The following is a 26,219-nucleotide window of genomic DNA, read 5'->3' as shown; positions in this document are numbered from 1 at the left end:
AGCGGCGGAGCGGAGCCGGGCCAGGAACCGATCGCTCCCGCACGGTGTGGATCACGGGTCGGGACCGGCCGTGATCCACACCGCGCGGGAGCGAAATTGTCATGTCCCTTGCCCTTTCAGTCATCGGACTTTTACCGTGCCTGCCATGACCCCTGGGATGAGCCGCAGAACCACGATCAAGTCCGCGCTCGGGGTAACGGGCGCGCTGACGCTGGGTATTCCGGCAATATCCGGAGCCGCAGCCGCCGTTAACCCCTCCGATGAATTGACGCTCAGGTACCACACACCCGCCGCCGACTGGGAGCGCGAGTCGCTGCCCATCGGCAGCGGCGCGCTCGGCGCGAGCGTGTTCGGCACCCTCGCCACCGAGCGCCTCACCCTCAATGAGAAGACCCTGTGGACCGGCGGCCCCGGGGCCGCCGGATACGACCACGGCAACTGGACCCAGCCCCGGCCCGGAGTCCTCGCCTCCGTACAGCAGCGCCTGGACACCGAGGGCAAGCTCTCGCCGGAAGCCGTCGCCGCCGAACTCGGCCAGCCGAAGCACGGCTTCGGCGCGTTCCAGGTACTGGGCGATCTGGAGCTGGCCGTACCGGGCGCCCCGTCGGCCCCCGACGGCTCCTACCGCCGCACCCTCGATCTCGCGTCCGCGCTCGCCGCCGTCACGTACACCCACCAAGGCGTCGCGTACACACGGGAGTTCTTCGCCTCCTACCCCGGCAAGGTCATCGTCGGCCGGTTCTCCGCCAACCAGCCGGGAAAGATCGGCTTCACGCTCCGCTACACCTCGCCGCGCACCGACTTCACCGCCACGGCGAGCGGCGGCCGGCTCACGGTCAAGGGCGCGCTCCAGGACAACGGGATGCGGTTCGAGACCCAGATCCGGGTACGGACCGACGGCGGCCGGGTCACCGCCGGGGCGAACGGCACCCTCACCGTCACCGGCGCCAACAGCGCCTGGTTCGTCCTCGCCGCCGGTACCGACTACGCCGACACCTACCCGCGCTACCGGGGCGCCGACCCGCACGCAGCGGTCACCGGCGCGGTCGACGCGGCCGCCCGCCGCTCGTACGACGCCCTGCGCACCGCCCATGTGAACGACCACAGCGCCCTCTTCGGCCGGGTCACCCTCGACATCGGCCAGCAACTCCCCGACCTGCCCACCAACCAGCTGCTGACGCAGTACACGGGGAGCGGCAGCGCCGCCGACCGGGCGCTCGAAGCGCTGTTCTTCCAGTACGGCCGCTATCTGCTGATCGCCTCCTCGCGGGCCGGCTCCCTGCCCGCGAACCTCCAGGGCGTATGGAACAACGTCACCAACCCGCCTTGGTCGGCGGACTATCACGTCAACATCAACCTCCAGATGAACTACTGGCTCGCCGAGGTCACCAACCTCGCCGAGACCACGGCTCCCTACGACCGCTATGTCGAGGCGATGCGCGCGCCCGGCCGGGTGAGCGCGCGGGAGATCTTCGGCTCGGCCGGCTGGGTCGTGCAGAACGAGACCAACCCGTTCGGCTTCACGGGCGTGCACGACTGGGCCACCGCGTTCTGGTTCCCGGAGGCCGCGGCCTGGCTCACCCAGCAGCTCTACGACCACTACCGGTTCAACGGCTCCACCGGCTATCTCCGCTCCACCGCCTACCCGGTGATGAAGGAGGCCGCGGAGTTCTGGCTCGTCAATCTCCGCACCGACCCGCGCGACGGGAAGCTCGTCGTCACGCCCAGCTACTCACCGGAGCACGGGGACTTCACGGCGGGCGCGGCGATGTCCCAGCAGATCGTGTACGACCTGTTCACCAACACCCTGGAGGCCGCCAGAACCCTGGGGGACGCGCCCGACTTCCGTGCCCGGCTGGAGACCGCCCTCCGCGATCTCGACCCCGGGCTCCGTATCGGCTCCTGGGGCCAGCTCCAGGAGTGGAAGACCGATGTCGACGGCCGGACCGACGACCACCGCCATGTCTCGCATCTCTACGCTCTCCACCCGGGCCGGCAGATCGTCGCGGGCAGCACGTGGGCCGAGGCGGCCAAGGTCTCGCTGGCCGCGCGCGGCGACGGCGGCACCGGCTGGAGCAAGGCATGGAAGATCAACTTCTGGGCGCGGCTGCGGGACGGCAACCACGCCCACAAGATGCTCTCGGAGCAGCTCAAGAGCTCCACCCTGCCCAATCTCTGGGACACCCACCCGCCCTTCCAGATCGACGGCAACTTCGGCGCCACCTCGGGGGTCGCCGAGATGCTGGTCCAGAGCCAGCACGGCCCGATCGAGATCCTGCCCGCCCTGCCGGCCTCCTGGCCGGACGGCCGGGTGACGGGGCTGCGGGCGCGCGGCGGCGTCACGCTCGACATCAGCTGGAGCGGCGGCAGGGCGAGCCGGATCACGCTGCGCGCGAGCCGTACGACGGACCTGACCCTGCGCAGCACCCTGCTGCCCGGCGGTGAGCGGACCTTCCGGGCGACCGCGGGACAGACATACGAGTTCACCCCGTAGGTCTCGGACGGTCTCGGACCGGGGGCCCCATCCGCCGCACGGCCGGTGGGGCCCTCGCGCGGTCGAGCGGACCGCCCCTCCTGCGGAACCGGCCGGAATCGCGCAAGATGGATGCACGAGTGGGGGCCGGCACGCGCCTGTCCGCCCGCCGCCGGACCTTCATCGAGCGAAGGGACAGCATGGACAGCAATGGTCTGAACCCCGACGTCCTGCGGGAACTGCGTGCAACACGCACCTATCCGGCCGTGTCCCTGACGATGCCCACGCACCGCCGCGAACCCCACCACGAGCAGGACGCGGTACGGCTGCGCAATCTGCTGGCCGAGGCGGGACGCCGGCTGGAGGCCGAACCCGGTCTGGACAAGCGGACCCGTGCCGCCGTCATGGGCCGGCTCGACAAGGCCGTCGCCGAGGTCGATCTGCGCCATCTGCTCGACGGGCTGCTGCTGCTCGCCGACGCCGGGGAGTTCCGGGTCTGGTACCTGCCGCGCGAGGTCCCCGAGCGCGTCGTCCTCTCCGACACCTATCTGACCCGGAACCTCGTGGCGGCCACCGCGCAGTCACGGCCGTTCTGGGTGCTGGCGATCGCCGCCGACCGCGCGACGCTCTGGAGCGGGTCCGGTGAGTCGCTGCGCGAGCACCGCGAGGACGGATTCCCCCTGACGCCTCCCGAGGACACCTGGGACGTCGAACGCGAGGAACGGATCGGTGACACCCCCAGCACCTTCACCGACGAGGAGACCCGCCGTTTCCTGCGGTCCGTCGACGAGACCATGGGCGCGGTGCTGGCGCGCCGCCCCCGGCCGCTTCATCTGGTCGGCCTCGCCCCCGCGCTCGCCCTGCTGGACGAGACGGGCAACGCCACCCGTACGGCCGTCGGACGGCTGGTCAAGGGCGGTCTGACGGACGGCCCGGCCCCCGTCCTGCTGAAGGAACTCCGGCCCGTGGCGGAGGAGTACGCGCGCCGCGAGAAGGCCGAGGTACTGACCCGGCTGGACGACGCCAAGGGCCGGCGCACCTTCGCCGCCGGACTCGACGAGGTCTGGGAGTCCGTACGCGAGAAGCGGGCCGATCTGGTCGCGATCGAAGAGCACTACCGCCGTACGGTCCGCGTCAGCGACGGGCATCTGATCCCGGTCGACGACGAGTCCGCCGCGGGCCCCGACGTACGCGAGGACATCGTCGACGAACTCGTCGAAACAGCCCTGGACGGCGGCGCCGAGGTGGTCTTCCTCCCGGACGACACGCTCGCCGTCCACGACCGGATCGCCGCCGTCCTGCGCTACTGACTCACGGCTCCGCGCCACCGCACCGCCGTACGCACCCGGACAGACGACGTACCTGGACAGACAGAGGCCGGGCGTCACCGGCTCCCCCGCGGCCGGCGACGCCCGGCATCCCCCTGCCGGTTCGGTATCAGCGTGCCGGCCGCACCTCCACATCGGCCGCCTTCACATAGGCGACCCGGTGCCCGAACTGGATCTCGTAGTACGTGTCCTCGCCCCGCACCACCCGGTGTCCGGCGGTGTCGAAGGTCGGCGCGAAGAAGTACTCACTCGGTGCCTGGACGCCCACCACATAGCGCTGGCCGGCGAGCAGCTTGTAGGGGAACGCCGAGACCGTCTGGACCGGAACCCCCTCCGGGTAGGCCCCGGCCTCCGGATAGGCCCGTCCGTACACCGGGATCTCCGCCAGCCCGGCCTTCGGCGTCAGCACCCGCTCCTTGGCGCCCACGGCGGTCGGCTTCGTACGCGGGTTGTGGAACCACGCCTTCTGGCCGAGGTACCAGATCGCCGTCCAGTCGCCCTCGCGCCCGGCGACCGCGAACTGCTGGCCGGTCGAGGCGCGGGCACCCAGGTCGTTGACGTCGGTCGTGGAGTCCTCGCCGCCGGGCCGCAGCCCGATGTCCTTCACGAGCGGCGCGTCCGCGGCCGGGGCGGTGTGCAGCCGTACGGCGCCCGAGCCGTGCGGGGCGCAGGCCTGGCCCGCCTTCTCGCAGCCGGTGTAGGACGGCTGGTTGGCCGCGTAGTCCGGACGGATCGTGACCACGGACGCCGCCGGCCCCGCGGTCGCCTTGAACGGCTTCCCGAGCAGCTGGAAGTAGTGCGCCCAGTCCCAGTACGGGCCGGGGTCGGTGTGCATTCCGGGGATCGTCGAGGTGGTCGTGCCGGGCACATTGTCATGGCCCAGGATGTGCCGGCGGTCCAGCGGGATGTCGTACTTCTTCGCCAGGTACCCGACCAGCCGCGCCGAGGTGCGGTACATCGCCTCCGTGTACCAGGCGTCCGGCGCGGTGAGGAAGCCCTCGTGTTCCAGACCCACCGACTTGGAGTTGATGTACCAGTTGCCGGCGTGCCAGGCGACATCCTTGGTCGCCACATGCTGGGCGACATGCCCGTCGGACGAGCGCAACGTGTAGTTCCACGACACATACTTCGGGTCCTGGATCAGCTTGATCGTGGTGTCCCAGGAGCCCTCGGTGTCATGAATGACGATGTAGTCGACCGACTGGGACTTCGGCCGGTCCGCCTTGTCGTGGTTCCCGTAGTCGCCCTCGCCGAACTCCGCGTACGGCGCCGGGATCCACTCGCAGGCGACCGTACCGGGACACTCGGCCCGTCCGGCGTCGGCCTTCCGCAGACCGAGCCGCGCGGTCTGCGCGGTGTCGGGGGAGATCCGGGGGGCCGCGCGCAGCGCCACCCGCTGGCCGCTGTCCGTCGTACGGTGCTCGCCGTTCCTGATCACGTCGTACACGTCATCGGCGTAGGTCGCGGCCGTCGCGGAGTCGTCCGCCCCGGAGAACCGGGCCACCGCGCCGTACCAGTCGGCCGGATCGCCGCTCAGCGGCTGTCCCAGCTCCCGCTGGGCCGCGGCCAGCAGTGCCGCGCCACCCCGGACATTGGCCGCGGGGCTGCGCCGCAGCTCCTTGGCGGGCAGCCCGGTCAGCTCGGCGGCACGGTCCAGGGTGCGCAGCCGGGCGGGCAGTTCGGAGGTCCTGGGCAGCGCGGCCCCGGTGACGGTCTTCGCCGCGCGCGAGGTGTCCCCGCGCGGGTCCTCCGTACCCTCCGAGTGGTGCGGCGCGTCGGCGAGCGCGGTCCTGGCGTCGGTCAGATGCATCGGGCCGTAGCCGCCGGTGACGCTCGGGGCGCCGCTGTGCGTGTCCCAGCGGGACTGGAGATACGAGACACCGAGCAGCACGCTCTGCGGCACCTGGTACCGCGCGGCCGCGGCGGCGAACTCACGCTGCAACGCGCCGGATCCCGGCTGTTCCGCGGTGACGGACGGAGTGGCGGAGACCAGGGGCAGCAGCAGCGCGGCGGACGCCACGACACCCCCCGCTCGCAGCGCGCGACCACGCGGGAATCTCGGTCGTGGGGGGACGGAACCTTGCAATGCAGCCTCCAGTGACGGGTGATGCGCGAAGGGGCCTGCCGGGCCGACTGGACTACAGGGGTATCGGCTTCCGGAGAATCCGTCAATCATCAGGCATGGAGGGGATTTCGCACGTCAGCGTGGGTGTCACGGAGTTTCGCGGCGGTGGGGTCCGGGCCTGCGGCGCGTCAGTGGAATGGACCAATGATCAGACATGCGCCACGAGGAGCGGCCGGAAGCCGCCGGGGGAGGCCGGATACCGCCCGGGATTCGCGCGGGACCGGGGCCGGCCCGGGGACACGCCGGACGCGCCGCGCGCCCCGTGATCCGCGCGGGGCGTGCGGCACTGTTCGTTCTCGCTCGGTACGGCCGGGCCGGCCGGATCAGCGGGTCCCCACCGCCGCGCGCACGGCCCGCCGTGCCATCGCGCAGTCGTCGTGCAACCGCCGCAGCAGCAGCCGCTGCTCCTCGGCCGGCGTCAGACCGCTCTGCTGCACGGACGGCGACGGGTGGGCGGACGGGCCGCCACCGGATGACGGTGTCTCACGCAGCGCGCGCTGCACCGCCGTCTCGTACATCCGGATCTCCCGGGTCAGCACGAGCATCAGATTGACCAGGAACGCGTCCCGCGCCACCGGTCCGCCGGCCTGTGCGAGCTGACTGATCCGGCGGCGCGCCAGCGGGGCGTCCCCGAGCACCGCCCAGAGCGTCGCCAGGTCGTAGCCCGGCAGATACCAGCCCGCGTGCTCCCAGTCGACGAGCACGGGACCCGCCGGGGACAGCAGGACGTTGGAGAGCAGGGCGTCGCCGTGACAGAACTCCATGCCCTGTCTGGCGCCGGCCAGACCGTGCAGCAGCTTCTGCAGATCGCCCAGGTCCCGGTCGGTGAACAGCCCCAGCTCGTGGTAGCGGGCGATCCGCGACGCGTAGTCGAGCGGCTTGTCGAACAGACCGGCCGGGGGCCGCCAGGTGTTCAGCCTGGCGATCGCGCCGAGCGCGGCCCGCAGATCGGCGCGCGGCGGTGCCTCCACCGGATGGCGGGTCAGCGCGGCGGCCCGCCCCGGCATCCGCTCGATCACCAGCGCGCAGTTCTCCGGGTCCGCGGCGATCAGCCGGGGGACCCGTACCGGCGGCCGGTGCCGGACGAAGGAGCGATAAGCAGCTATTTCGTGCCTGAACCGTTCGGTCCAGACGGGGGAGTGGTCCAGCAGGCACTTGGCGACCGCGTTGGCGCGCCCCGTGGTTCCGACGAGCAGAACGGAGCGCCCGCTGCGCCGCAGTACCTGCACCGGGTTGAACTCCGGACAGACCCGGTGCACCGCCGTGATCGCCATGCGCAGCTGCGCGCCCTGGGGGCCGGACAAGTCGATTCTCCCGCTGAGCGGTTGGGTGACCGTCCCCGCCCTGAGCCGCGGCCGCCCCGCATGCGTGGGGTCGAGATACGGCCCGCCGCCGGGGGCGACCGTACGCTGCGACCGGGGCGGAGCGGACACGGAGGACGATGCTGTGTACATGGGCGATACAGATCCCTTCGTGTGCCGACGAATTACTCGCGCCTCCCGCCCGGCAGCCATGGGGCACCCTGGGGAGTACGTCCGGCTGCCGGGCCGGGATGGCGCGTTCCTACCTGACACCGTCGACCCCCTGGCACACGAGCTGGCGAAGCCTGGCGAACCGTGGCGAATAGTCGCCACGCCTCTGACAGGCGGTTACTGTCAACTCAGCTGAGAACCTGGGGGCTTGACGTGAGCGGAGAACCCAACACCCGTCTGTCGGATCTGTTCGGCCTGGCCGGCTGGTCCAAGGGCGAACTCGCACGGCTGGTGAACCGGCAGGCGGCGGCCATGGGCCACCCCCAGCTGGCCACCGACACCTCGCGGGTGAGGCGTTGGATCGACATGGGGGAGACCCCGCGCGATCCCGTGCCGAGAGTGCTGGTAGCCCTGTTCACCGAGCGGCTCGGTCGTGTCGTGACCATCGAGGACCTCGGGTTCGTACGGAGCGGGCGCGCGGGGAAACGCCGGGACGCCGGGAACGCGGACAACCCCGACGCCCTCCCCTGGGCGCCCGACCGGACGGCTGCGGTCCTCACCGAATTCACGGGAATGGACCTCATGCTCAACCGTCGCGGCTTGGTGGGCGCGGGTGCCGCGCTCACCGCAGGCTCAGCACTCACCAGCGCCATGCATGACTGGCTGCACTCCGACCCCGCACTCTCGTCCGACGCCCCCCGGATCGACGATCCCCTGCACGCGGAACCCGCCGGGTTCGACCGTTACGAGGCCGCCCCCATCGGGTCGCAGGAGATCGAGGCCCTGGAGCGCTCCGTCGAGGTGTTCCGCGCCTGGGACGCCGCCCGGGGCGGCGGGCTCCAGCGCAAGGCCGTGGTGGGCCAGCTCAATGAAGTGGGCGGCATGCTCGCCTACCGCCACCCCGACCATCTCCAGCGGCGCCTCTGGGGCGTCGCCGCCAACCTCGCCGTACTCGCCGGCTGGATGTCCCACGACATCGGTCTCGAACCCACGGCCCAGAAGTACTTCGTCATCGCCACTCACGCGGCGCGCGAGGGCGGCGACCGGCCCCGCGCGGGCGAGGCCCTGTCCAGGGCCGCTCGTCAGATGGTCCACCTCGGCAGGCCCGACGAGGCACTCGATCTGATGAAGCTCGCGGATTCGGGTTCGGGCGAGGAGGCTCTGCCCCGCACCCGCGCCATGCTGCGCACCATCGAGGCATGGGCACACGCGTCCATGGGCCGCGGCAAGGCCATGCGCCGCACCCTGGGCGAGGCGGAGGAACTCTTCGTCGCGGACAAGCAGGACGTCCCCTCGCCCTGCTGGATGCAGATGTTCGACGAGGCCGATCTGCACGGCATGGAGGCCCTCGCCTTCCGTACCCTCGCCGACCACGAGCCCGCGGCGGCGATCACCGCGCAGCAGCACGCCAAGCGCGCGCTGGAACTGCGCGGCAACGACCGGCAGCGCTCCAAGATCTTCGACTACATCTCGCTGGCGTCCGCCTGCTTCATCGCCGACGATCCCGAACAGGCCGACCGCTACGCGCGGCTGGCGCTGGTGTCGATGGGGGAGACCTCCTCGCACCGCACCTGGGACCGGCTGCGGGAGATGTACCGGCTCACCGGCCAGTACGCGGGGTACGAGAAGATCGACGATCTGCGCGAGGAGCTGAAGCTGGCCATGCCGAGGGGGCCGGTGAAGCGGACGGGGCAGGCGGATGTCTAGCGCCCCTCCGCTGTCCGGAGCCGCTCTTCCGGGAGTTGTGCTTCCGGGAGCCCCTCTTCGGGGAGCCGTGCTTCGGGGTCGCCCGGGGATCCTCCGTCAGCCGGGAGCTCCCTGTCGTCCGGGGATCCTGACGACCATCAGACAGGCGGCGTCCGCGCGTTCGGCGCTGTCGCACTCCTCGGCGATCAACTGAGCACACTCCCGCGCGGAGCGGGTCCCGGCCACCCGGGGCGCCAGTCCGATCAGGCGCTCGCGCGTCGGCCCGTCGCCGTCGGTGTGCAGCACCAGGAGATCCCCGGGCAGGAGCTGGACTTCGGCCTGCTCGTACGCGGCCCCCGAGGTCGCCCCGAGCAGTACGCCGTCCGGCGGCGTGAGCGCGCGCCCCGTCCCGTCGCGGAACAGCAGCGGGGCGGGGTGGCCCGCCTGCGCCCAGGAGAAGGTCCGGGTCTCCGGGGCGTAGCGGGAGCAGAGCGCGCTGCCCAGCGCCGGCTGTTGCGAGGACTCCAGCAGCTGGTTGAGATGGCCGAGCAGGGCTCCGGGCGCGATACCCGCCACGGCCATTCCGCGCAGCGCTCCCAGCAGCATGGCCATCGAGGATGCCCCGGCCACCCCATGCCCGGTCAGCTCGCCGATCGTCAACAGCGATTCCCCGGAGGGAAGTTCGAGGGCGTCGAACCAGTGACCACCGGTCGCCGGGTGCGCCGTGGCGGGGAGCCTGCGGGCGGCCAGGTCCAGCGCGTCGGGCCCGCTCCTCGGCGGATACGAGGAGCCGTGCCAGGGGGGAAGCACCGCGTCGTGCAGCTCGGCCACCAGCCGGTGTTCGGTCTGCGCGAGATGGTGCTCGCGCCGGAGGGAGTCACGGGAGTCGCGTAAGGACCGCTCGCCGTCGCGCAGCACGCTGATGTCGCGCACCACCGCCCACATGGAGGCGGTGCAGCCGTCGGTGTCGAGGACGGGCTCGCCCATCATGTGCAGGGTACGGACCTCACTGTCGGCCCCGAAGATCCTGAACTCGCCGTCGATGGGCTTCCCGTCGATCAGACAGTCCGTCACCATCACGGTGAGCAGCGCCTGGTCTTCTGGGAGCACCAGGGACGGGAGTTCGTCGAGTGTCAGCGGCCCGCTCTCCGGATCGCGTCCGAGGATCCGGAACAGTTCCTCCGACCAACTGACCTCGTCGGTCAGGAGGTTCCACTCCCCGCTGCCCACCCGGCCGAGCCGTGGTCCGGGGCCGTCCTGAGCGGGGTCCCGGTTCGGGGAAGCGTCCCGTGCCGGACGGTCGGACGCGCCTCCCGCGTCCGGCCTGCCCGCCTTGAGCTGGTCCAAGTGGGAGCCCAGCTGGTCCAGTTGACATATCGCCAGATCGCAGAGCGCCCGCTTCCAACGCCAGAGCGTGTTGCTGTCGTCGACCTCGGTGTCCCGGCGTACGGCGTCCACGTCACCGCGCAGCCGGCGGGTCCGGGTGATGAGCGCGTCCACCGTCCCCGGCTCGGCGGCTTGCGGGGCGGGGCGGTCCGCGAACAGAGGGGACGGCATCTCGTACTCCGATACGGGGTGGCGCGGCCTGTCGGTGGGGGGACCATGACGACTGTCGCACAGGCGCCCCGGGCACGTAAGGCGTTTGGCAACACTCGGGCCGATCATTCCTTTGGCATATGCCGCAGGCTGTACGTCTCGCATGCATGCACCGTCGTTCCAGCCCTCGCCGTTCTCGCGCGCCGTCGTTCTCGCCCTCGCCCTTCTCGCGCACCGTCGCTTACGCGCACCCGCGGAATCGCGCACCGTCGGCCGGACCTGCCTCGCGCCGTACCGCTCCGGCGGCGCTCAGACGACCGGCGTGCGGTGCAGCGCCACCAGCAGCCGCCAGACGCGCGTCGCGATGCCCTCCGGCGTGTCCTCGATCAGCCCGTGCAGCCAGTCCGCCAGCACCCCGGCGAAGGCGGCGGCCACCGCCGACGCGATCAGCTCGGGGGCGGGCGCCCCGGCCAGGGTCCGCTCTACGCGGCTGCGTTCCCGCAGTTCACGGTGGAGCAGTTCGCCGAGCGGGCCGCTGCCACCGGGGCGCAGCAGCGTCCGGTAGAGCGCGGCATGCGGAGTGAGGCCGGTGAAGAACGAGGTCAGCGCGGGCGGTGGGACACGCGGATCGGGCGTGCCGCGCCAGGCGTGCAGGGCGTCCACGGCGTCCCGGACCACCTCCGCGCAGGCGTCGACCGCCAGCGCCTGAAGGTCGGGGTAGTGCAGATAGAACGTGGCCCTGCCCATCCCGGCGCGGCGCACCAGGGCGGCGACGCCGACCTCCTCGAACGGGTGCTCCGCGCAGGCGTCGAGCAGGGCCTGCCGGAGCCTTGCCCGGGTCCTGGCCGTACGGGGATCGCCCGCCGGCCCGCTCGCGGGCGGTCCCGCAGGTGCGCCGGTCACCCCGCCGCCAGCACCGCGGCCAGGGTGACCGCGCCCGGCAGTGCCTGCACGAACAGGATGCGCCTGTTCGCGGTGGCCCCGCCGTACACACCGGCCACGACCACGCAGATCAGGAAGAAGAGCTGGACGCGGTACCCCGTCGGGTCCGCGGCGATCAGCCCCCATATCAGCCCCGCGGCCAGGAAACCGTTGTAGAGACCCTGGTTGGCGGCGAGGGGCGCGGTCGCGCGGGCCATGTCGGCGTCGAATCCCGACAGTTCACGGCCGGGCCTCCGCTCCCACAGGAACATCTCCAGCACCATCACGTAGACGTGGAACGCGGCCACCAGGCCGACCAGGACATTCGCGGCGGTCTGCATGATCGGGGTCTCCTGCGGATCGGGCACTACTGGACAGGTGTCCATGAATCATAGACACCTGTCCAGGAAGTGCCTCGGGCGGGGGCGGGGGCGGTGGCGGGGGCGGTGGCGGCCCCCGGGCGGTGCGCCGGTGGCTACGGCAGCCGGAAGGCGTCGGCCAGCGTGTCCATCTGGGCCGTCAGCAGGGTGCTCGACCGGTGCCCCATCCCCCCGTACAGGCCGGAGACCTCCAGGCTCACCGTGCCGTGCAGTTGGGACCAGGCCAGTACGGTCCCGGCGAGCGCCGCGCCCGCTCCCGCCGCCGGGGCGGCGGTGCCGGTGTACTCCGTCAGCCAGTCGCCCACCGTGCCGTCGTCCCCGGCCCACGCGTCCATCTCGGCGACGACCGGCCGTACCGCTTCGGTGGGTTCGGCGCCCGCGAACACCTTCAGGAACGGGCCGAGCGCGGCCCGCGCGCGCAGCAGGGTGTCGGGCGGGGCCGCGTAGCCGGGGACCGGCGTCCCCTGGATCAGCAGATAACGGTGCGGCTCGGCGACGGCCCAGTCGCGGTACGTGCCGGCCAGTACATGCAGGGTGGCGCGGGCGCTCCCGGGCGGCGCGCCGGCCGCCGCGCGTTCCATCGTCCGCGCCACATCGTCGTACGCGTCCCGGATCAGCGCGCTGAGCAGATCGTCGCGGCCGGCGAAGTACCGGTACAGCGCGGGCCCCGAGAGTCCCATCTCCTTGGCGATCCGGGTCAGCGCCACGGCCTGCACGCCGCCCTCGGCGAGTTGCTGGAGCGCCGCCGACTTGATCTCCGCGCGGGTCTGTTCGCGGTAGCGCGCCCGGGGGGTCTGTGCCGCGTCGGCCATGGCGTCCTCCTGTGTGCGTGACGGTGTCTCGTGAAGGTTACAGGCCGTAGCCCCTCGGGTCGGGGCGCGGAAACGGGCAGCTTGTGATTCACCATCGCGAGAGTTATGATCAATAACAGAAGTGATCGACCGTAGCTCGATGGGGCGTACATCACCCCTCGGACTCCGAACGAAAGGGACTCGTCATGTCCGCTGCTGACCGCGACCTCCACACTGTGCTGGGGGCGGGCCCCGCCGGCACCACCCTCGCCGCCGAACTCGCCCGCCGCGGCCATCCCGTACGGCTCGTGGACCGCGCTGGGGCGGGAGATCCCCTCGAAGGCGTGGAGCGGTTCGCGGCCGATGTGTCCACTCCCGAAGGGGCCCTGGCCGCGGTGGAGGGCGCCGCCGTCGTATACCACTGCGTGAACGTCGCCTATCACCTCCAGGTGGAGGCGATGCCCAGGATCCAGCGGGCGGTACTGGGCGCGGCGGAGACCACCGGCGCGCGCCTGGTGGTGCTGGACACCCTCTATCCGTACGGCGAGACGCACGGCGAGGTCATGACCGAGGACACGCCCTGGCGGGCGACGTCACGCAAGGGCCGGATGCGGGCGCGGCTCGACGAGGAGTATCTCGCCGCGCACCGCGAGGGGCGGGTCCGCGTCGTGCTCGCCCGGTCGGCCGACTTCGTCGGTCCCGGCGTGCTCAACTCGTCGCTGGGCGGGGCCACCTTCCCGGCCGCGCTGACGGGGGGTGAGGTACTCGCGCTGGGCGATATCGACCTGCCGCACAGCTATACGAACATCGGTGACGTGGCGACGGGACTGGCCACGCTCGGCGAGCGCCCGGAGGGCGACGGGCGGGTCTGGCATCTGCCCACCGCGCCCGCCGTCACCACCCGCGAGATCCACGTGATGATCGAGCGGCGGGTGGGCGGCGCGCTCAAGACCGCCGTGCTCGACGCGCCGCGCCCCGTCGGGCCGTTCGACGAGGTCTTCATGCGGGAGTACGAGGAGATGTTCTACCAGCACACCGAGGCGCAGATCATGGACTCGTCGGCCTTCGAGCGGATGTTCGGGATCCGGCCCACCCCGCTGTCCGAGACCATCGACGCCACGCTGGACTGGTACCGCGGCCTGCCGGCCCGGTAACGGCACTGGTAACGGCACCGGTCGCGGGCCGGACGGCGGGCCGCGTCCCTGGCCACGTACCTCTGGCCATGTACCGGGGCGCGCGCCGCGGCAAGCCGAAGCCCCCGGGCGAAGCGTGTCCCGGGGGCTCGGCCAGCATTCCCCGCTGGGGGCGCTTGGAGTTAACGCGGCACAGTCTGGCACCGCGGGCGATCAGGCGCGGGCAGGCCGCGCCGTGATCACCGGACGGCCCGCACGGTCACCAGATGGACTCCACCCATTCCGGGTGGTCGATGAACGGGTTGCGGTTGTGCTGGACCTGGTCGTATATGACCTGGTTGCGGCGCTGCTCGAAGGCGTCCGGCGGGTCCTCGTCGTTCCACTGCTTGAGTACGGACAGCTTCCCTATCGCGGGGCTCGATCCGTTGTTGACCCGCTCGTTGGGTTCGAGGTCGGGCCAGGAGTCGTCGCCCTCGTACCGTACGGCCATGTACAGGATCATCCGGGCGACATCGCCCTTCACCGCGTCGCGCGGCTCGAAGGAGTCGGAGTCCGTGTAGTTGCCGGGGGCGCCGGAGACCGCGCTGCCGCCGTTGTCGAAGTCCTTGTTTCCGCGGATGGAGTTGACGCCGACGTCCTCCGGGCGCAGATGGTGGACATCGGTGCCGGGGCCGGTCGCCTCGCCGAAGTCGCCGTGGGACTTCGCCCAGACGTGCTCGCGGTTCCACTGGCCCGAGTTGCCGCCGTTGCTCGACTTGGAGATGGACCGGCCGGTGTACAGCTCGATCACGTTCGACGAGTTCTTGGGGTCCTGGTCCGTGGCCTGGAGCGCCGTCCAGACCTGGGCGTAGGTGATCTTCGTCTGGTTCTTGATGATCGAGTGCAGCGACGACTTGAGCGCGGCACCGGTCTTGCCGATGGCGCCCTGGTAGTACGTGTCGTCGAGCGCGGCGGTGGCCGCGGCGGCGGGTGCGCTCTCCTGGGAGGCGACGGCGGGTGCGGCGGCCGCGGTGGTGGCGAGCACCGCGGTGGCGGCGCAGAGAGCCAACAGCGTGCGTCGGGTGGGACGTTGGCGACGGGACATGGGGGAGCTGTCCTCTCCGGCGGGACCACCGCGGCGCACGGCCACAGGGTGGGGGGCAGTGCGGCGCGTGGTCGTGAAGTAACGGTTCAGCGGGAGCCTTCCACAAGGCATGTGTCCTCGTGTGAACGCCCGGTGTCGGTCATGTGCAGGTCAAGTTTTGGCTTCACTGTCCGGTGTCATCCCGGCGTCATCCCGCCTGGTTGTGGCGGGTCTGCGTTCATATGCATGGGCGCTGGACGTGAATCTGGTCAACTTTGGTCCATACCAGCTTCTTGACGACCCCTCGCACCCTCCCTTAAATCAAGTATTGAAATAAGCGTCCGAGTCGGCTCTCCCCGAAGCTCCTCCCGGGCGTGTGCGATGTCATGCGCATGACCCCCCACTCGAAGTGATGTGATGACCTGTGCGAATCCCCATGGGACGCCGAATTGCGCTCTACGCGCTCGCTCTTCTCTGCTGTTCCAGCCTGGCGGCCGCGGTCCCCGCCGCCGCGGCCCCCGCCCCCGACCCGTCGGCGGGCGGGGTCGGGGCGGCGGCGGTCACGTTCTCCGACGACTTCAACGGCGCCGCGGGATCGGCCGTCGACGGCGGCAAGTGGCAGATCGAGACCGGCGACAACGTCAACAACCACGAACGGCAGTACTACACGGCGGGCAACAACAACGCCGCGCTCGACGGCCAGGGCAACCTGGTCATCACCGCGCGCAAGGACAACCCCGGCAACTACCAGTGCTGGTACGGCCGGTGCGAGTACACCTCGGCCCGGCTCAACACGTCCGGCAAGTTCACCTCGACCTACGGACGGGTCGAGGCCCGGCTGAAGGTGCCGCGCGGCCAGGGCATGTGGCCCGCGTTCTGGATGCTCGGGAACGACATCGGCAACGTCGGCTGGCCCAACAGCGGTGAGATCGACATCATGGAGAACGTCGGCTTCGAGCCCGGCACGGTCCATGGCACCCTGCACGGCCCCGGCTACTCCGGTTCGGGCGGCATCGGCGCCGGCTACACCCTGCCGAACGGCCAGGCGTTCGCCGACGCCTTCCACACCTTCGCCATCGACTGGTCGCCCAACGCCATCACCTGGAGCGTCGACGGCAACGTCTACCAGACACGCACCCCGGCGGATCTCGGCGGCCGTTCCTGGGTGTTCAACAAGCCCTTCTTCATCATCCTGAACCTCGCGGTCGGCGGCTACTGGCCCGGTGACCCCAACGGCAGCACGCCGTTCCCGTCCCAGCTCGTCGTCGACTACGTGCGCGTGAGCACGATCGACGGCGGCTCCGGCGGCACCGGGGGCACGATCACCGGACTCGGCGGCAAGTGCATGGACGTGGCGTCCGCCAGCTCCGCCAACGGCACGCCCGTACAGCTCTACGACTGCAACGGCTCGGCCGCCCAGAAGTGGACCGTCGCCTCCGACGGCTCGCTCCGCGCGCTCGGCAAGTGCCTGGACGTGAAGGACAACAGCACGGCGGACGGCGCGCAGCTCCAGCTGTGGGACTGCACCGGAGGCCCCAATCAGCGCTGGGCCGTCCCGGACGCCCGCGACATCGTGAACATCCAGGCCAACAAATGCGTCGACGTGGCCGGCAACAGCTCCGCCAACGGCACCCGGCTGCAGATCTGGACCTGCACGGGCGCCGCGAACCAGAAGTGGACGGTGAACCGCGGATGACGACGGTACGCACCCTCCGCAAGCCCCTCAGATCCTTCGCCCTGCTGGCCGCGCTGCCCCTCGCGATCGGCGCGTCGCTCGTCACCGCGCCCACCCCCGCCACCGCGGCGGTCGCCGCCGTCGGCACGATCACGGGCCTGGGCGGCAAGTGCGTGGACGTGGCGTCCGGCAGCTCCGCCAACGGCGCGGCCGTACAGCTCTACGACTGCAACGGCTCGGCCGCCCAGCAGTGGGACGTCGCCTCCGACGGCTCGATCAGGGCCCTCGGCAAGTGCCTGGACGTCAAGGACAACAGCACCACGAACGGCGCGCAGCTCCAGCTGTGGACCTGCACGGGAACCGCCAATCAGAAGTGGTCCGTCTCCGCGGCCCGCGACATCGTCAACACCCAGGCCGACAAGTGCCTGGACGTGACGGGCAACAGCTCCGCCAACGGCACCCGGCTGCAGATCTGGACCTGCACCGGAACGGCCAACCAGAAGTGGACCGCGCCCTCGGGCGGCGGCGGCAACCCCGCGCCCAGCGGACCCATGGCGGTCGCACCGTACATCTACAACGGCTGGGGCAGCCCGCCCAACCCGACCACCGTCATGAACGCGACCGGCGTGAAGTGGTTCACCCTGGCGTTCGTGCTCAGCAACGGCTACTGCAACCCCCAGTGGGACGGCGGACGGCCGCTGACCGGCGGAGTGGACCAGCAGACCATCAACACCGTGCGCGGCGCGGGCGGCGACGTCATCCCGTCCTTCGGCGGCTGGAGCGGCAACAAGCTGGAGAGCTCCTGCTCCAGCGCGGGTGAACTGGCCGCGGCCTACCAGAAGGTCATCAACGCGTACGGCCTCAAGGCGATCGACATCGACATCGAGGCCGCCGCGTACGACAGCCCCACCGTCCAGCAGCGCACCGTGGACGCGCTCAAGACCATCAAGGCCAACAACCCCGGCATCAAGGTCTATGTCACCTTCGGCACCGGCCAGAACGGTCCTGACACCAGCCTGATCAACCGCGCGGCCGCCGCCGGACTCACCGTCGACAGCTGGACGATCATGCCGTTCAACTTCGGCGGAACCGGACAGAACATGGGCACGCTCACCACCCGCGCCGCCGAGGGCCTCAAGAACGCGGTCAAGAACGCGTACGGGTACAGCGACGACCAGACGTACCGCAGCATCGGCATCTCGTCGATGAACGGCATCACCGACAACAACGAGACGGTGACCGTCGCGGACTTCCGCACCATCCTCGCCTACGCGCAGCAGCACCATCTGGCCCGGCTGACCTTCTGGTCGGTCAACCGTGACCGGCCCTGCACCGGCGGCGGAGCCGACACCTGCTCCGGCGTGAGCCAGCAGGCGTGGGACTTCACCCGCGTCTTCGCCCAGTACGCCGGCTGACCGGGCGAGGAGCCTCCATGAACCAACACCTCGACGGCGGCGGGCAGTCCCGCCGCCGGCTCCACCCGCTCACCCTGCTGCTGACCGTGGTGGGCCTGTGCGCCTCCCTGATCGGTCTGCCCCAGCAGGAGGCCGCCGCGGGCACCACCGCGGCGGCGGCCCTGCCCACCGGCTGGGCCACGATCAGCAACAAGGGCAACGGCAAGTGCGTGGACGCCCGCGCCGCGGCGACCGGCAACGGCACCGCGGTGCAGCAGTACGCCTGCAACGGCAGCCTCGCGCAGAACTGGTCGCTGACGGCGACCAGCGCCGGCTACGTCAGGGCGGGCAACCGCAACGCCGACAGCCAGGTCTGGGACGTCACCGACGTCTCGGCCGCCGACGCCGCCACGATCCAGCTCTGGACGTACAGCGGAGGCAACAACCAGCAGTGGCAGCCGGTGGAGGAGGCCGACGGCGCCTACCACTTCGTCAACCGCAACAGCGGGAAGTGCCTCGACGTACCGAGCGCCTCGACCGCCGACAGCGTCCAGCTCCAGCAGTACACCTGCAACGGATCCGCCGCCCAGTCCTTCCGGGTCCAGGCCGCTGATCCGCCGGCGCCCCCCGGCACCCCGGATCTCGGTCCCAACGTCGTCGTCTTCGATCCGTCGATGTCGGCGTCCTCGATCCAGAACCGGGTGAACGCGACCTTCCGGCAGCAGGAGACCAATCAGTTCGGCGCCCAGCGCGCGGCCTTCCTGTTCAAGCCGGGCACCTACGACGCCGATGTGAACGTCGGCTTCTACACGCAGGTGGCCGGTCTCGGGCTCTCACCGGACGACGTCAATATCCGTGGCGCCGTCCATGTCGAGGCCGACTGGTTCCCTCCGCAGAACGCGACCCAGAACTTCTGGCGCAGCGCCGAGAACCTCTCCGTCACCCCCACCACCGGCACCGACCGCTGGGCCGTCTCGCAGGCCGCCCCGTACCGCCGGATGCATGTCCGCGGCAACCTCGCGCTGGACGACGGCGGCTGGGCCAGCGGCGGATTCATGGCCGACTCGAAGGTCGACGGCCAGGTCAGGTCCGGGTCGCAGCAGCAGTGGCTGTCCCGGAACACCGAGTGGGGCAGCTGGACGGGGTCCAACTGGAACATGGTGTTCGTCGGCGCCCAGAACGCGCCCGCGAACAGCTTCCCCAACCCGCCCTACACCACGGTCGACCAGACGCCGACGGTGCGGGAGAAGCCCTTCCTGTACGTCGACCCGGCCGGCGCCTACAAGGTGTTCGTGCCCGCGCTGCGCGCCAACTCGAAGGGCACGACCTGGTCGGGCGGTGCTCCCGCGGGTACGTCGCTCCCGCTGGACCAGTTCTACATCGCCAAGCCGGGCGCGACGGCGGCGGACATGAACGCCGCGCTGGCGGCGGGCAAGGACCTGCTCGTCACCCCCGGCGTCTACCACCTCAACCAGACGCTGAGGATCACCCGTCCCGACACCGTCGTCCTCGGGCTCGGCCTCGCCACCCTCATCCCGGACAACGGCATCACCGCGGTGTCGGTCGCCGATGTGGACGGCGTCAAGGTGGCGGGTGTGCTCATCGACGCGGGTACGGTCAACTCCCAGCGGCTGATGGAGGTCGGCGCCGACGGCTCGAACGCGAGCCACGCCGCCAACCCCACCTCGCTGCACGATGTGTTCTTCCGCATCGGCGGCGCGGGCGTCGGCAAGGCGACCACCAGCCTGGTCGTCAACAGCCGCAATGTGATCGGCGACCATATGTGGATCTGGCGCGCGGATCACGGCAGCGGGGTCGGCTGGAACACCAACACGGCGGACACCGGTCTGGTCGTGAACGGCGCCGACGTCACGATGTACGGCCTGTTCGTCGAGCACTATCAGAAGCATCAGACGATCTGGAACGGCAACGGCGGCAGAACGTACTTCTACCAGAACGAGATGCCGTACGACCCGCCCAACCAGGCGGCCTGGATGAACGGCGCGACACAGGGATACGCCGCCTACAAGGTGGCCGACTCGGTGACCAGCCATCAGGCGTACGGCCTCGGCAGCTACTGCTTCTTCAACGTCAACAGCAGCGTGACCGCGGAGCGCGCGTTCGAAGTGCCCAACAACGCCAATGTCCGCTTCCGCAACATGGTGACGGTGTCGCTGGGCGGTACGGGCACCATCCGGCATGTCATCAACGACAGGGGAGGCCCGTCGAACCCGGCCACCAACGTGGCCAATCTCGTCAGCTACCCCTGAGCGGGAAGACCGGGTCCTGACTGCGGGCGGACCCGGGACGGACCGGAGAACAGGAACACCCCGGGCACCGGAGCGACATGACGGTGCGCGGGGTGTTCCCGTTTCCGTCCTCCACCGGGCGGGCGCGGTCGGGAGGCGGCTCAGGAGGCCGGTTCGACCTCCAGGAAGCGCCGCCGCCGCGGCCCGCGGTAGAGCAGGGCCTCCCACCCCAGGCGCGTCAGTACGGCGGCGCACTCCGTCAGGGCCCGTTCCTCGTCCTGGGCGGCCCCTCCGCCGTGCGGGCCGAGCCACTCCACCCGTACGGCGGCGGGAGTCTCACCGGCCCTCGCGGTGGCGGGGGGATCACCCGCGCGTACGCGATATCCCGTCGCGACCCGCTGTCCCGAGCCGTCGACCGCGGACGCCGGGAGACCGGCGGCCTCCAGCGCGAGCGCGACGGCGCGCACCGGCCGCCGCCGCTCCCACGGGGCGGGAACCGCCGTCGGATCCCCTGCCCCGGCGTGTGTCAGCCGTCGGATCTGGAGCAGTCCCTCATAGGCGACCCGGACCTCGGCCGTACGCGCCTGGGGCGTCGTCCCGCACACCGGGCCGTCGCCCGTCGCGGCCTCGAAGCCACCGGACCGCTCCGTCCCCTCGTCTTCGCTCGTCATCCCCGCCGCCGTCCCCTTCCGCCCTGTTTCCGCGCCCGGACCGACAGAAGACCCCGACCGGACGGGGGACGCCGGTCGGGGTCGTCATAAGGGAGAGCGTGGATGGCGGTCGCCTCGCGGCGATAGGCTCCATGGGGCTTCAGCCGAACGATCTTCCCCATGGGCGATTCTCATATGGGGCCCGGGGACTCAGTTCCATCCACACCCTCACTGGGTCCAACGGCGGAGCCCCGCCGATTGTTCCCGGGGGTGCGGTCAGGACGGAAGCACCCAGATGGGGTTCGAGTAGAACCACAGGTCCTTCCACGGGTCGGCGTCGCCCAGCACGTCCATCGCCGGGCCCACGGGGTCGACGGACACGCCGTTCGGCCCCACGGCGGTGCGGTTGCCGTCCGTGCCGCGCAGCCGGACGTAGAGCGGTCCCGAGACCCGGCCGAGCCTGTACGTCAGCCGCACAGTGCCTGTCGACTTGTCGACCTCGAAGGACTTCGCGACCCTGGCGGTCGGCGCGGTGAAGGTGTCCTTGTCGTGGACGTGGCCGGTGACCTGGCCCTGGATGACATCGACCCGGGCCAGCTTCGGCACGAACTGCGCCCAGTTGGCGCCGTTGGCCAGCGCGATGTCGATGGACAGCTCGACGTCCGTCCCACGCTTGACGTGCAGTGCGCCGCCGAGCGTGGCCCAGCGCCCGCCGCCCTTGACCCGGGCGTCCAGACCGCTGATCAGACCGCCGTGGTCGACCCAGATCCGGCCGGCCCGCATACCGTCCATGACCGCCGCGTACGAGAACCGGTCCGCGCCGACATGCGTACGGCTGTAGTGGCCCGGCCAGTAGTCGCCCTTCCCGAGGTCGAGGCCGGTTCCGTACACGGGGTCGGAGTGCTTGCCGTTGGCGTTGAAGTCGTCGTCGGGCCCGATCACGGACGGCTCGGCGTAGACGCTGTGGGAGTCCGAGTTGGCGGTGATCCACCACGGCTTGCCCTCGGCCAGCAGACTGTCCCAGAGACCGCCGACCGTGGAGGTCATCCAGTCGAAGCCGCCCCAGGTGCGGTAGCTCTCCGGCGGATACGCGGCGAAGGAGTTCGCGCCGGGCGCGTTCTCGTAGTAACCGCGGCCACCGCCGCTGCCGACCGGCTTCGGCAGACCCGCCGCCTGGTGGCCGGGCGCGCCCTCCATACCGATGGCGATGGGGTGGCCGGCCGAGGTGGCGTCGCGCCAGCCGCGGATCTCGTGGGGCGAGTCGATGCCGTTGCGGGCCGGGTGGTTGGCGAGCATCACCGCGTCGTCGACCTTGCGCCGGCGCACCTGGTCGGCGAGGAACTGGAGCCCGGAGACGGCCAGTGCCTCGTTCGTGGCGTTGGAGGTACTGGGGTGCAGGCTGCCGTCGTAGTCGGTCTCGAACTTCTTCAGCACCTCCACCTCGTTGCGGCCCGGGTGGACGAAGACCGTGGCGTGCTCGGCGCCCGGGATGTTCCACTCCAGGCCCTGGAAGACGAGCTGGTCCTTGTAGGTCTCGCGGGCTTCCTTGATGTCCGGGTTGACCTTCTCCACACCGATCTTGGCGTGCGCCGCGCTGCCGTGGTCGGTGATGACCATCCAGTCGAGCCCGTGCGCCGTGCCCTGGCGCACCTGGTCGACGACGCGGTACTTGCCGTCGCTGCTGTACTGCGTGTGGATGTGGTGGTCGCCCGCCAGCCAGAGGAAGCCGTTGCTCCTGCCCCGGCCGGACGAACTGCCGGAACCGCCCGGATGCGCGGCCGCGGCGGCGGCCCCGCCCAGCACGCCCGCCCCTGCCAGGCCCGCGCCGAGCAGACCGGTGCGGCGCAGCATCGAGCGGCGGGACAACTGGCTGGGCGACAGCTCACTGTCCGGCACGTCGGCGTCGAGCGCCGGAGGCAAGGGACCGGTTTCGGCCTGGACGTGGTGCGTGTGGTCGTGTGCGTGGTCATGCGGGTGGTGATGGCCGTGGCCCATTGCTGCTCCTTGCCGATGCCTGTGATGCCCAGCGGGTCAGATGTTCGATTACCGGGATGACGGCTCGGCGACGGGAGCGCGTACGTGGGACGTTGAATGCCGTACGGAATCCTGGTCCGGGGTGCGTCGGTGCAGGTCGTACGGGTGTGGGCGCCTTCGCTGAACCTCCCGGGGGAGGAAAGAGCCCCACTATGCACTGCATGTATACGCGCTATGTATAGTGCGGGTATGTCATTCGGCCATGCCCTGTCCGGGCGAGTGAACCCCGCTTCGCCCTGCCCGCTGTCCGCGGCGGCGTCCCGCCGCGCACGTCGCGTGTTCGGTGTGTTCGGCGTGTTCCGCATGGCATAGCCGGCTCGCCGGGCCCTCCGGGGCCGCGGCCCAACCCACGTCACCCGGCGCGCCGTTCCGCGCGCCGGCTCCCACCCAGGCCCGGTGCGGGCTCAGTGCTGCGCGACTGAGGCCTTCTCTCCCACCGGCCACCCAGCCATCGGAAGAGGGATTTGTCATGCCAAAAAATACTCTGGTACGCGGCCTGAGAGCAGCGAGCGCCCTGGTGGCGGCCGCCTCGCTCGGTCTGATGCTGACCGGCTGCTCCTCGTACGACGGCCACTCGCCCGCCGACGCCAGAGGCGACGCCGAGAACGGGGCGAAGGTCGCGGACGGTACGGTCGACTGCGCGAAGGAACGCTGTATAGCCCTCACCTTCGACGCGGGACCGTCCGAGCACACCCCCGGACTGCTCGACATCCTCAAGAGGGAGAAGGTCCCCGCGACCTTCTTCCTGCTCGGCAAGAACCACGTCGTCAAACACCCCGACCTCGTGCGCCGTATCGCGGCCGAGGGCCACGAGGTGGCCAACCACACCTGGTCGCACGAGATCCTGACCGACCAGGACCCCGACGCCGTCCGCGAGGAGCTCTCGCGTACGCAGGACGCCATAGCGGAGATCACCGGTCGCGAGCCCACGCTGATGCGCCCGCCGCAGGGCCGTACCAATGACGAGGTCACGAAGGTGAGCCGTGAGCTCGGCCTCGCGCAGATCATGTGGAGCGCCACCGCCAAGGACTACTCGACGACGGACTCCAAGCTCATCAAGAAGCGCATCCTCGACCAGGCGGACCGTGACGGCATCATCCTGCTGCACGACATCTACGACGGCACCGTGCCCGCCGTCCCCGGGATCATCGAGGAGCTGAAGAAGCGCGGCTACACATTCGTCACGGTCCCCCAGCTGCTGGCGCCGGGACACGCCGAACCGGGGAAGGTCTACAAGCCCTGACCTCCGCCGCCTCCGTCACCCCGGGGTTCCCCTCCTGCTGGCGGTGGCGGAGGACCGGCCGTACGGTGAAAAAAAGGCGACTGACTCGAAGTGACCTGTGCGAGTGACCTGTGCGGTCGGACGGGCGGCGGCGTGATGACGGAGAGCGGAGAGCGCGTGGGAGGGTTCATCTGCAGTCATCTCGCGGATGTGGGGCCGGTGACCCCGGACAGCCCGGACAGCTGCACCGACTGTGTCGCCATGGGCGACACCTGGGTGCATCTGCGGGAGTGCCAGGGCTGCGGTCACATCGGCTGCTGCGACTCCTCCAAGAACAGGCACGCCACCGCGCACCACAACGCGTCCGGTCACCCCCTCATCCGTTCGTACGAGCCGGGTGAGGGCTGGTGGTGGTGTTACGAGGACGAGGTCGTCTTCGAGGTCGAGGGCGTGCCGCCGGTGCGGTCCGCCTGACGGGCCGGCGCGGCGCACCGCACCGGCCGGGGGGTCACCGGCCGGACGGTCACACGCCGGACGCCGGACGCGCCCGCTCCGTCAGCCCGACGTCACGGTGAACAGCGCGCCGTCGGGATCGCGCAGCGTCGCCTCGGCCGGGGCGAGCGACGCGTCCGGCGGCGAGAGCAGCGCCCCTCCGCCCTTGAGTGCCGCCTCCACCGAACCGGACACCTCCGGCACCCGGAAATACACATGCCAGCGCGGGCGGATCCGCGGATCGGGCGTGGCCTGTACGGCGCCGCCGCGGATCTTGGCGACCACATGCTCGTCCTGCCGCAGCACCGCGTGATCGTGTTCACGGACGAGGGTGAAACCGCCCTCGGTCTCCGGTGCCCAGCCCAGGACCTGGCTGTAGAACCTGGCCGCGTCGTCGGTGTCGCGGGTGTGCAGCTCCAGCCAGGCCGGGGCGCTGCCGCGCCCCACGGTCCAGTCGGAGCGCACCGCGCCCTCCCAGATGCCGAACGCCGCGCCGTCGGGGTCCGCGGCCAGTGCGGCCCGGCCCGAGTGGAACGCCAGCGGACCGACCGCGACGGTCGCGCCGCGCTCCCTGATCCGGGCCGCGGCCTCGTCCACATCGGCCACCGCGAAATACGGCGTCCAGGAGACGGCGACCTGGAGCGAGGCCGCCAGCGCGCCGATGCCCGCGACCGGCATTCCGTCGGAGAGGGCGACGCAGAAGTCGTCCCCGAGCCCCGCCGGCCGGTAGGTCCAGCCCAGTACATCGCTGTAGAACGCCTGGGCGGCGGGCAGTTCACGGGAGAGCAGCGTCACCCAGCAGGGACCTCCGGCCACCGTCTGTGAGTCAATCTTGTCCCGCTCCACACCGTTCACTCCACCCTCGCCCCGACTCTTGTCGCTCTCCGCTGCCACTGTCTGCTGCCCCCGTTCAGTGCCCCTACTCTGCCAGGCCCGGCGCCACTTCCCCGACGGGGCAGCGGTTCCGGGGGCCCGCCGGCCCGCGGACCCCCGGAGCAACTCAGCGCGGGGCGGCGGCCAGTGCGGCGTCCGCCCCGGCACGGGTGGGCTGCCAGAGCGTGGTGACCGGCTCCCAGACGGGGATGCCCGCGGGCGACCCCAGGGACGCGGCGTCGAACCGCGTGCCGTGGTGCGAGGGGTCGCCCGCGACGGTCAGATACGCGACCGTACGGGAGTCCTCGGCGGCCGGGTCGATGGTGCGCACCGCGGCGTACGCGGTACCTCCGGCGGCGAGCCTGTACGGCGCGCTCTCCACGGGCGGTACGGGCTGGGCCGTTCCGTCCAGGTCCCCGAAGGTGACGGTCGGGATGTGGTCCACGGCGCAGGCGCGGCCACTCTTGTTGGTGACGCTGATACGGACCTGGTCGACCGTGCCGGACGCGGTCGCGGTCACCTTGACCGCGCCTTCGCGGCAGGTGGCGAGCGCCGCGGGCGTGAAGATCCCGGCGGGCGCGGGGACGGCGGCCGAGGCGCCCGTGGCGAGCAGGAGCACGGTGAGGGCGGCGGCCGCCGGGGCGATGAGAGCAGGACGGATACGCATGGATGGATTCCCCGTTTCGGTCGGTCGGTGGTGAGCGGCACGGCGCCGGACAGCG

20 protein-coding genes are annotated in these 26,219 nt (G+C 71.0%); 9 read left to right on the top strand and 11 right to left on the bottom strand.

Going from position 1 to position 26,219, the window contains the following annotated elements:
* Positions 1-145: 145 nt before the first annotated feature.
* Complete coding sequence (locus tag CU044_RS06930; protein ID WP_129767556.1) at positions 146-2,494, top strand: glycoside hydrolase family 95 protein; 2,349 nt, start codon at positions 146-148, stop codon at positions 2,492-2,494.
* Between the two features lie 179 nt (positions 2,495-2,673).
* A complete protein-coding gene (locus CU044_RS06925; RefSeq protein ID WP_129767555.1) occupies positions 2,674-3,783 on the top strand; it encodes a chemotaxis protein in 1,110 nt (369 codons plus the stop codon).
* A gap of 127 nt (positions 3,784-3,910) precedes the next feature.
* Here the strand turns inward: CU044_RS06925 and CU044_RS06920 are convergent, their stop codons facing one another.
* Both CU044_RS06920 and CU044_RS06915 read right to left on the bottom strand, forming a co-directional pair.
* A complete protein-coding gene (locus CU044_RS06920; RefSeq protein WP_240045400.1) occupies positions 3,911-5,821 on the bottom strand; it encodes a peptidoglycan recognition family protein in 1,911 nt (636 codons plus the stop codon).
* A gap of 428 nt (positions 5,822-6,249) precedes the next feature.
* Complete coding sequence (locus CU044_RS06915; protein WP_129767553.1) at positions 6,250-7,380, bottom strand: aminoglycoside phosphotransferase family protein; 1,131 nt, start codon at positions 7,378-7,380, stop codon at positions 6,250-6,252.
* Between the two features lie 231 nt (positions 7,381-7,611).
* On the opposite strand from CU044_RS06915, the gene CU044_RS06910 reads away from it, so the two are divergent.
* Positions 7,612-9,105 carry a hypothetical protein gene (locus CU044_RS06910; protein ID WP_129767552.1) on the top strand — a complete coding sequence of 498 codons (1,494 nt, stop codon included), beginning with the start codon at positions 7,612-7,614 and terminating at the stop codon, positions 9,103-9,105.
* 96 nt (positions 9,106-9,201) lie between these two features.
* On the opposite strand, the gene CU044_RS06905 is transcribed toward CU044_RS06910, so the two are convergent.
* From CU044_RS06905 to CU044_RS06890, 4 genes are all read right to left on the bottom strand, one after another.
* Complete coding sequence (locus CU044_RS06905) at positions 9,202-10,641, bottom strand: SpoIIE family protein phosphatase (protein WP_129767551.1); 1,440 nt, start codon at positions 10,639-10,641, stop codon at positions 9,202-9,204.
* 288 nt (positions 10,642-10,929) lie between these two features.
* Entirely contained in the window at positions 10,930-11,523 is a 594-nt protein-coding gene (locus CU044_RS06900; RefSeq protein ID WP_129767550.1) for a TetR/AcrR family transcriptional regulator, read from the bottom strand.
* Positions 11,520-11,882, bottom strand: coding sequence for a DUF1304 domain-containing protein (locus tag CU044_RS06895; RefSeq protein WP_129767549.1), 363 nt, complete (start codon positions 11,880-11,882; stop codon positions 11,520-11,522). Before CU044_RS06895 ends, CU044_RS06900 begins: the two co-directional genes overlap by 4 nt.
* Before the next feature lie 134 nt (positions 11,883-12,016).
* Entirely contained in the window at positions 12,017-12,733 is a 717-nt protein-coding gene (locus tag CU044_RS06890; RefSeq protein WP_129767548.1) for a TetR/AcrR family transcriptional regulator, read from the bottom strand.
* Between the two features lie 185 nt (positions 12,734-12,918).
* On the opposite strand from CU044_RS06890, the gene CU044_RS06885 reads away from it, so the two are divergent.
* Complete coding sequence (locus CU044_RS06885) at positions 12,919-13,866, top strand: NAD-dependent epimerase/dehydratase family protein (protein ID WP_129767547.1); 948 nt, start codon at positions 12,919-12,921, stop codon at positions 13,864-13,866.
* A gap of 238 nt (positions 13,867-14,104) precedes the next feature.
* On the opposite strand, the gene CU044_RS06880 is transcribed toward CU044_RS06885, so the two are convergent.
* The gene (locus tag CU044_RS06880) at positions 14,105-14,929 is read right to left on the bottom strand and encodes an endonuclease (RefSeq protein ID WP_129767546.1); all 825 of its coding nucleotides are present in this window, start codon (positions 14,927-14,929) and stop codon (positions 14,105-14,107) included.
* Positions 14,930-15,344: 415 nt separating this feature from the next.
* On the opposite strand from CU044_RS06880, the gene CU044_RS06875 reads away from it, so the two are divergent.
* The 3 genes from CU044_RS06875 to CU044_RS06865 are packed head-to-tail and all read left to right on the top strand — an operon-like array spanning position 15,345 to position 20,247.
* A complete protein-coding gene (locus CU044_RS06875) occupies positions 15,345-16,604 on the top strand; it encodes a family 16 glycosylhydrolase (RefSeq protein ID WP_129767545.1) in 1,260 nt (419 codons plus the stop codon).
* Positions 16,601-17,998, top strand: coding sequence for a chitinase (locus tag CU044_RS06870; RefSeq protein ID WP_129767544.1), 1,398 nt, complete (start codon positions 16,601-16,603; stop codon positions 17,996-17,998). Before CU044_RS06875 ends, CU044_RS06870 begins: the two co-directional genes overlap by 4 nt.
* 17 nt (positions 17,999-18,015) lie before the next feature.
* Entirely contained in the window at positions 18,016-20,247 is a 2,232-nt protein-coding gene (locus CU044_RS06865; protein ID WP_129767543.1) for an RICIN domain-containing protein, read from the top strand.
* A 140-nt stretch (positions 20,248-20,387) separates the two neighbouring features.
* Here the strand turns inward: CU044_RS06865 and CU044_RS06860 are convergent, their stop codons facing one another.
* A complete protein-coding gene (locus CU044_RS06860; protein WP_129767542.1) occupies positions 20,388-20,897 on the bottom strand; it encodes a hypothetical protein in 510 nt (169 codons plus the stop codon).
* Between the two features lie 255 nt (positions 20,898-21,152).
* Positions 21,153-22,871 carry a PHP domain-containing protein gene (locus CU044_RS06855; RefSeq protein ID WP_129767541.1) on the bottom strand — a complete coding sequence of 573 codons (1,719 nt, stop codon included), beginning with the start codon at positions 22,869-22,871 and terminating at the stop codon, positions 21,153-21,155.
* Between the two features lie 508 nt (positions 22,872-23,379).
* Here CU044_RS06855 and CU044_RS06850 point away from each other — a divergent pair.
* Together CU044_RS06850 and CU044_RS06845 are read left to right on the top strand one after the other, a co-directional pair.
* Positions 23,380-24,153, top strand: coding sequence for a polysaccharide deacetylase family protein (locus CU044_RS06850; RefSeq protein WP_129767540.1), 774 nt, complete (start codon positions 23,380-23,382; stop codon positions 24,151-24,153).
* Positions 24,154-24,309: 156 nt separating this feature from the next.
* Positions 24,310-24,606, top strand: coding sequence for a UBP-type zinc finger domain-containing protein (locus CU044_RS06845; protein ID WP_240045399.1), 297 nt, complete (start codon positions 24,310-24,312; stop codon positions 24,604-24,606).
* An 81-nt stretch (positions 24,607-24,687) separates the two neighbouring features.
* On the opposite strand, the gene CU044_RS06840 is transcribed toward CU044_RS06845, so the two are convergent.
* Both CU044_RS06840 and CU044_RS06835 read right to left on the bottom strand, forming a co-directional pair.
* Entirely contained in the window at positions 24,688-25,419 is a 732-nt protein-coding gene (locus CU044_RS06840) for a VOC family protein (protein WP_240045398.1), read from the bottom strand.
* A gap of 205 nt (positions 25,420-25,624) precedes the next feature.
* The gene (locus tag CU044_RS06835) at positions 25,625-26,164 is read right to left on the bottom strand and encodes a DUF4232 domain-containing protein (RefSeq protein ID WP_129767538.1); all 540 of its coding nucleotides are present in this window, start codon (positions 26,162-26,164) and stop codon (positions 25,625-25,627) included.
* Positions 26,165-26,219: the final 55 nt, after the last annotated feature.

Source organism: Streptomyces sp. L-9-10, assembly GCF_004151105.1.
GTDB lineage: Bacteria > Actinomycetota > Actinomycetes > Streptomycetales > Streptomycetaceae > Streptomyces.
This window is presented reverse-complemented; position numbering and strand designations above follow the sequence as displayed.

Coding starts and splice junctions, on each gene's coding strand:
- CU044_RS06885 (WP_129767547.1), top strand. CDS start 12,919: ATGTCCGCTGCTGACCGCGACCTCCACACTGTGCTGGGGGCGGGCCCC.
- CU044_RS06880 (WP_129767546.1), bottom strand. CDS start 14,929: ATGTCCCGTCGCCAACGTCCCACCCGACGCACGCTGTTGGCTCTCTGC.
- CU044_RS06870 (WP_129767544.1), top strand. CDS start 16,601: ATGACGACGGTACGCACCCTCCGCAAGCCCCTCAGATCCTTCGCCCTG.
- CU044_RS06890 (WP_129767548.1), bottom strand. CDS start 12,733: ATGGCCGACGCGGCACAGACCCCCCGGGCGCGCTACCGCGAACAGACC.
- CU044_RS06850 (WP_129767540.1), top strand. CDS start 23,380: ATGCCAAAAAATACTCTGGTACGCGGCCTGAGAGCAGCGAGCGCCCTG.
- CU044_RS06905 (WP_129767551.1), bottom strand. CDS start 10,641: ATGCCGTCCCCTCTGTTCGCGGACCGCCCCGCCCCGCAAGCCGCCGAG.
- CU044_RS06835 (WP_129767538.1), bottom strand. CDS start 26,164: ATGCGTATCCGTCCTGCTCTCATCGCCCCGGCGGCCGCCGCCCTCACC.
- CU044_RS06855 (WP_129767541.1), bottom strand. CDS start 22,871: ATGGGCCACGGCCATCACCACCCGCATGACCACGCACACGACCACACG.
- CU044_RS06930 (WP_129767556.1), top strand. CDS start 146: ATGACCCCTGGGATGAGCCGCAGAACCACGATCAAGTCCGCGCTCGGG.
- CU044_RS06925 (WP_129767555.1), top strand. CDS start 2,674: ATGGACAGCAATGGTCTGAACCCCGACGTCCTGCGGGAACTGCGTGCA.
- CU044_RS06895 (WP_129767549.1), bottom strand. CDS start 11,882: ATGCAGACCGCCGCGAATGTCCTGGTCGGCCTGGTGGCCGCGTTCCAC.
- CU044_RS06915 (WP_129767553.1), bottom strand. CDS start 7,380: ATGTACACAGCATCGTCCTCCGTGTCCGCTCCGCCCCGGTCGCAGCGT.
- CU044_RS06865 (WP_129767543.1), top strand. CDS start 18,016: ATGAACCAACACCTCGACGGCGGCGGGCAGTCCCGCCGCCGGCTCCAC.
- CU044_RS06875 (WP_129767545.1), top strand. CDS start 15,345: ATGGGACGCCGAATTGCGCTCTACGCGCTCGCTCTTCTCTGCTGTTCC.
- CU044_RS06860 (WP_129767542.1), bottom strand. CDS start 20,897: ATGACGAGCGAAGACGAGGGGACGGAGCGGTCCGGTGGCTTCGAGGCC.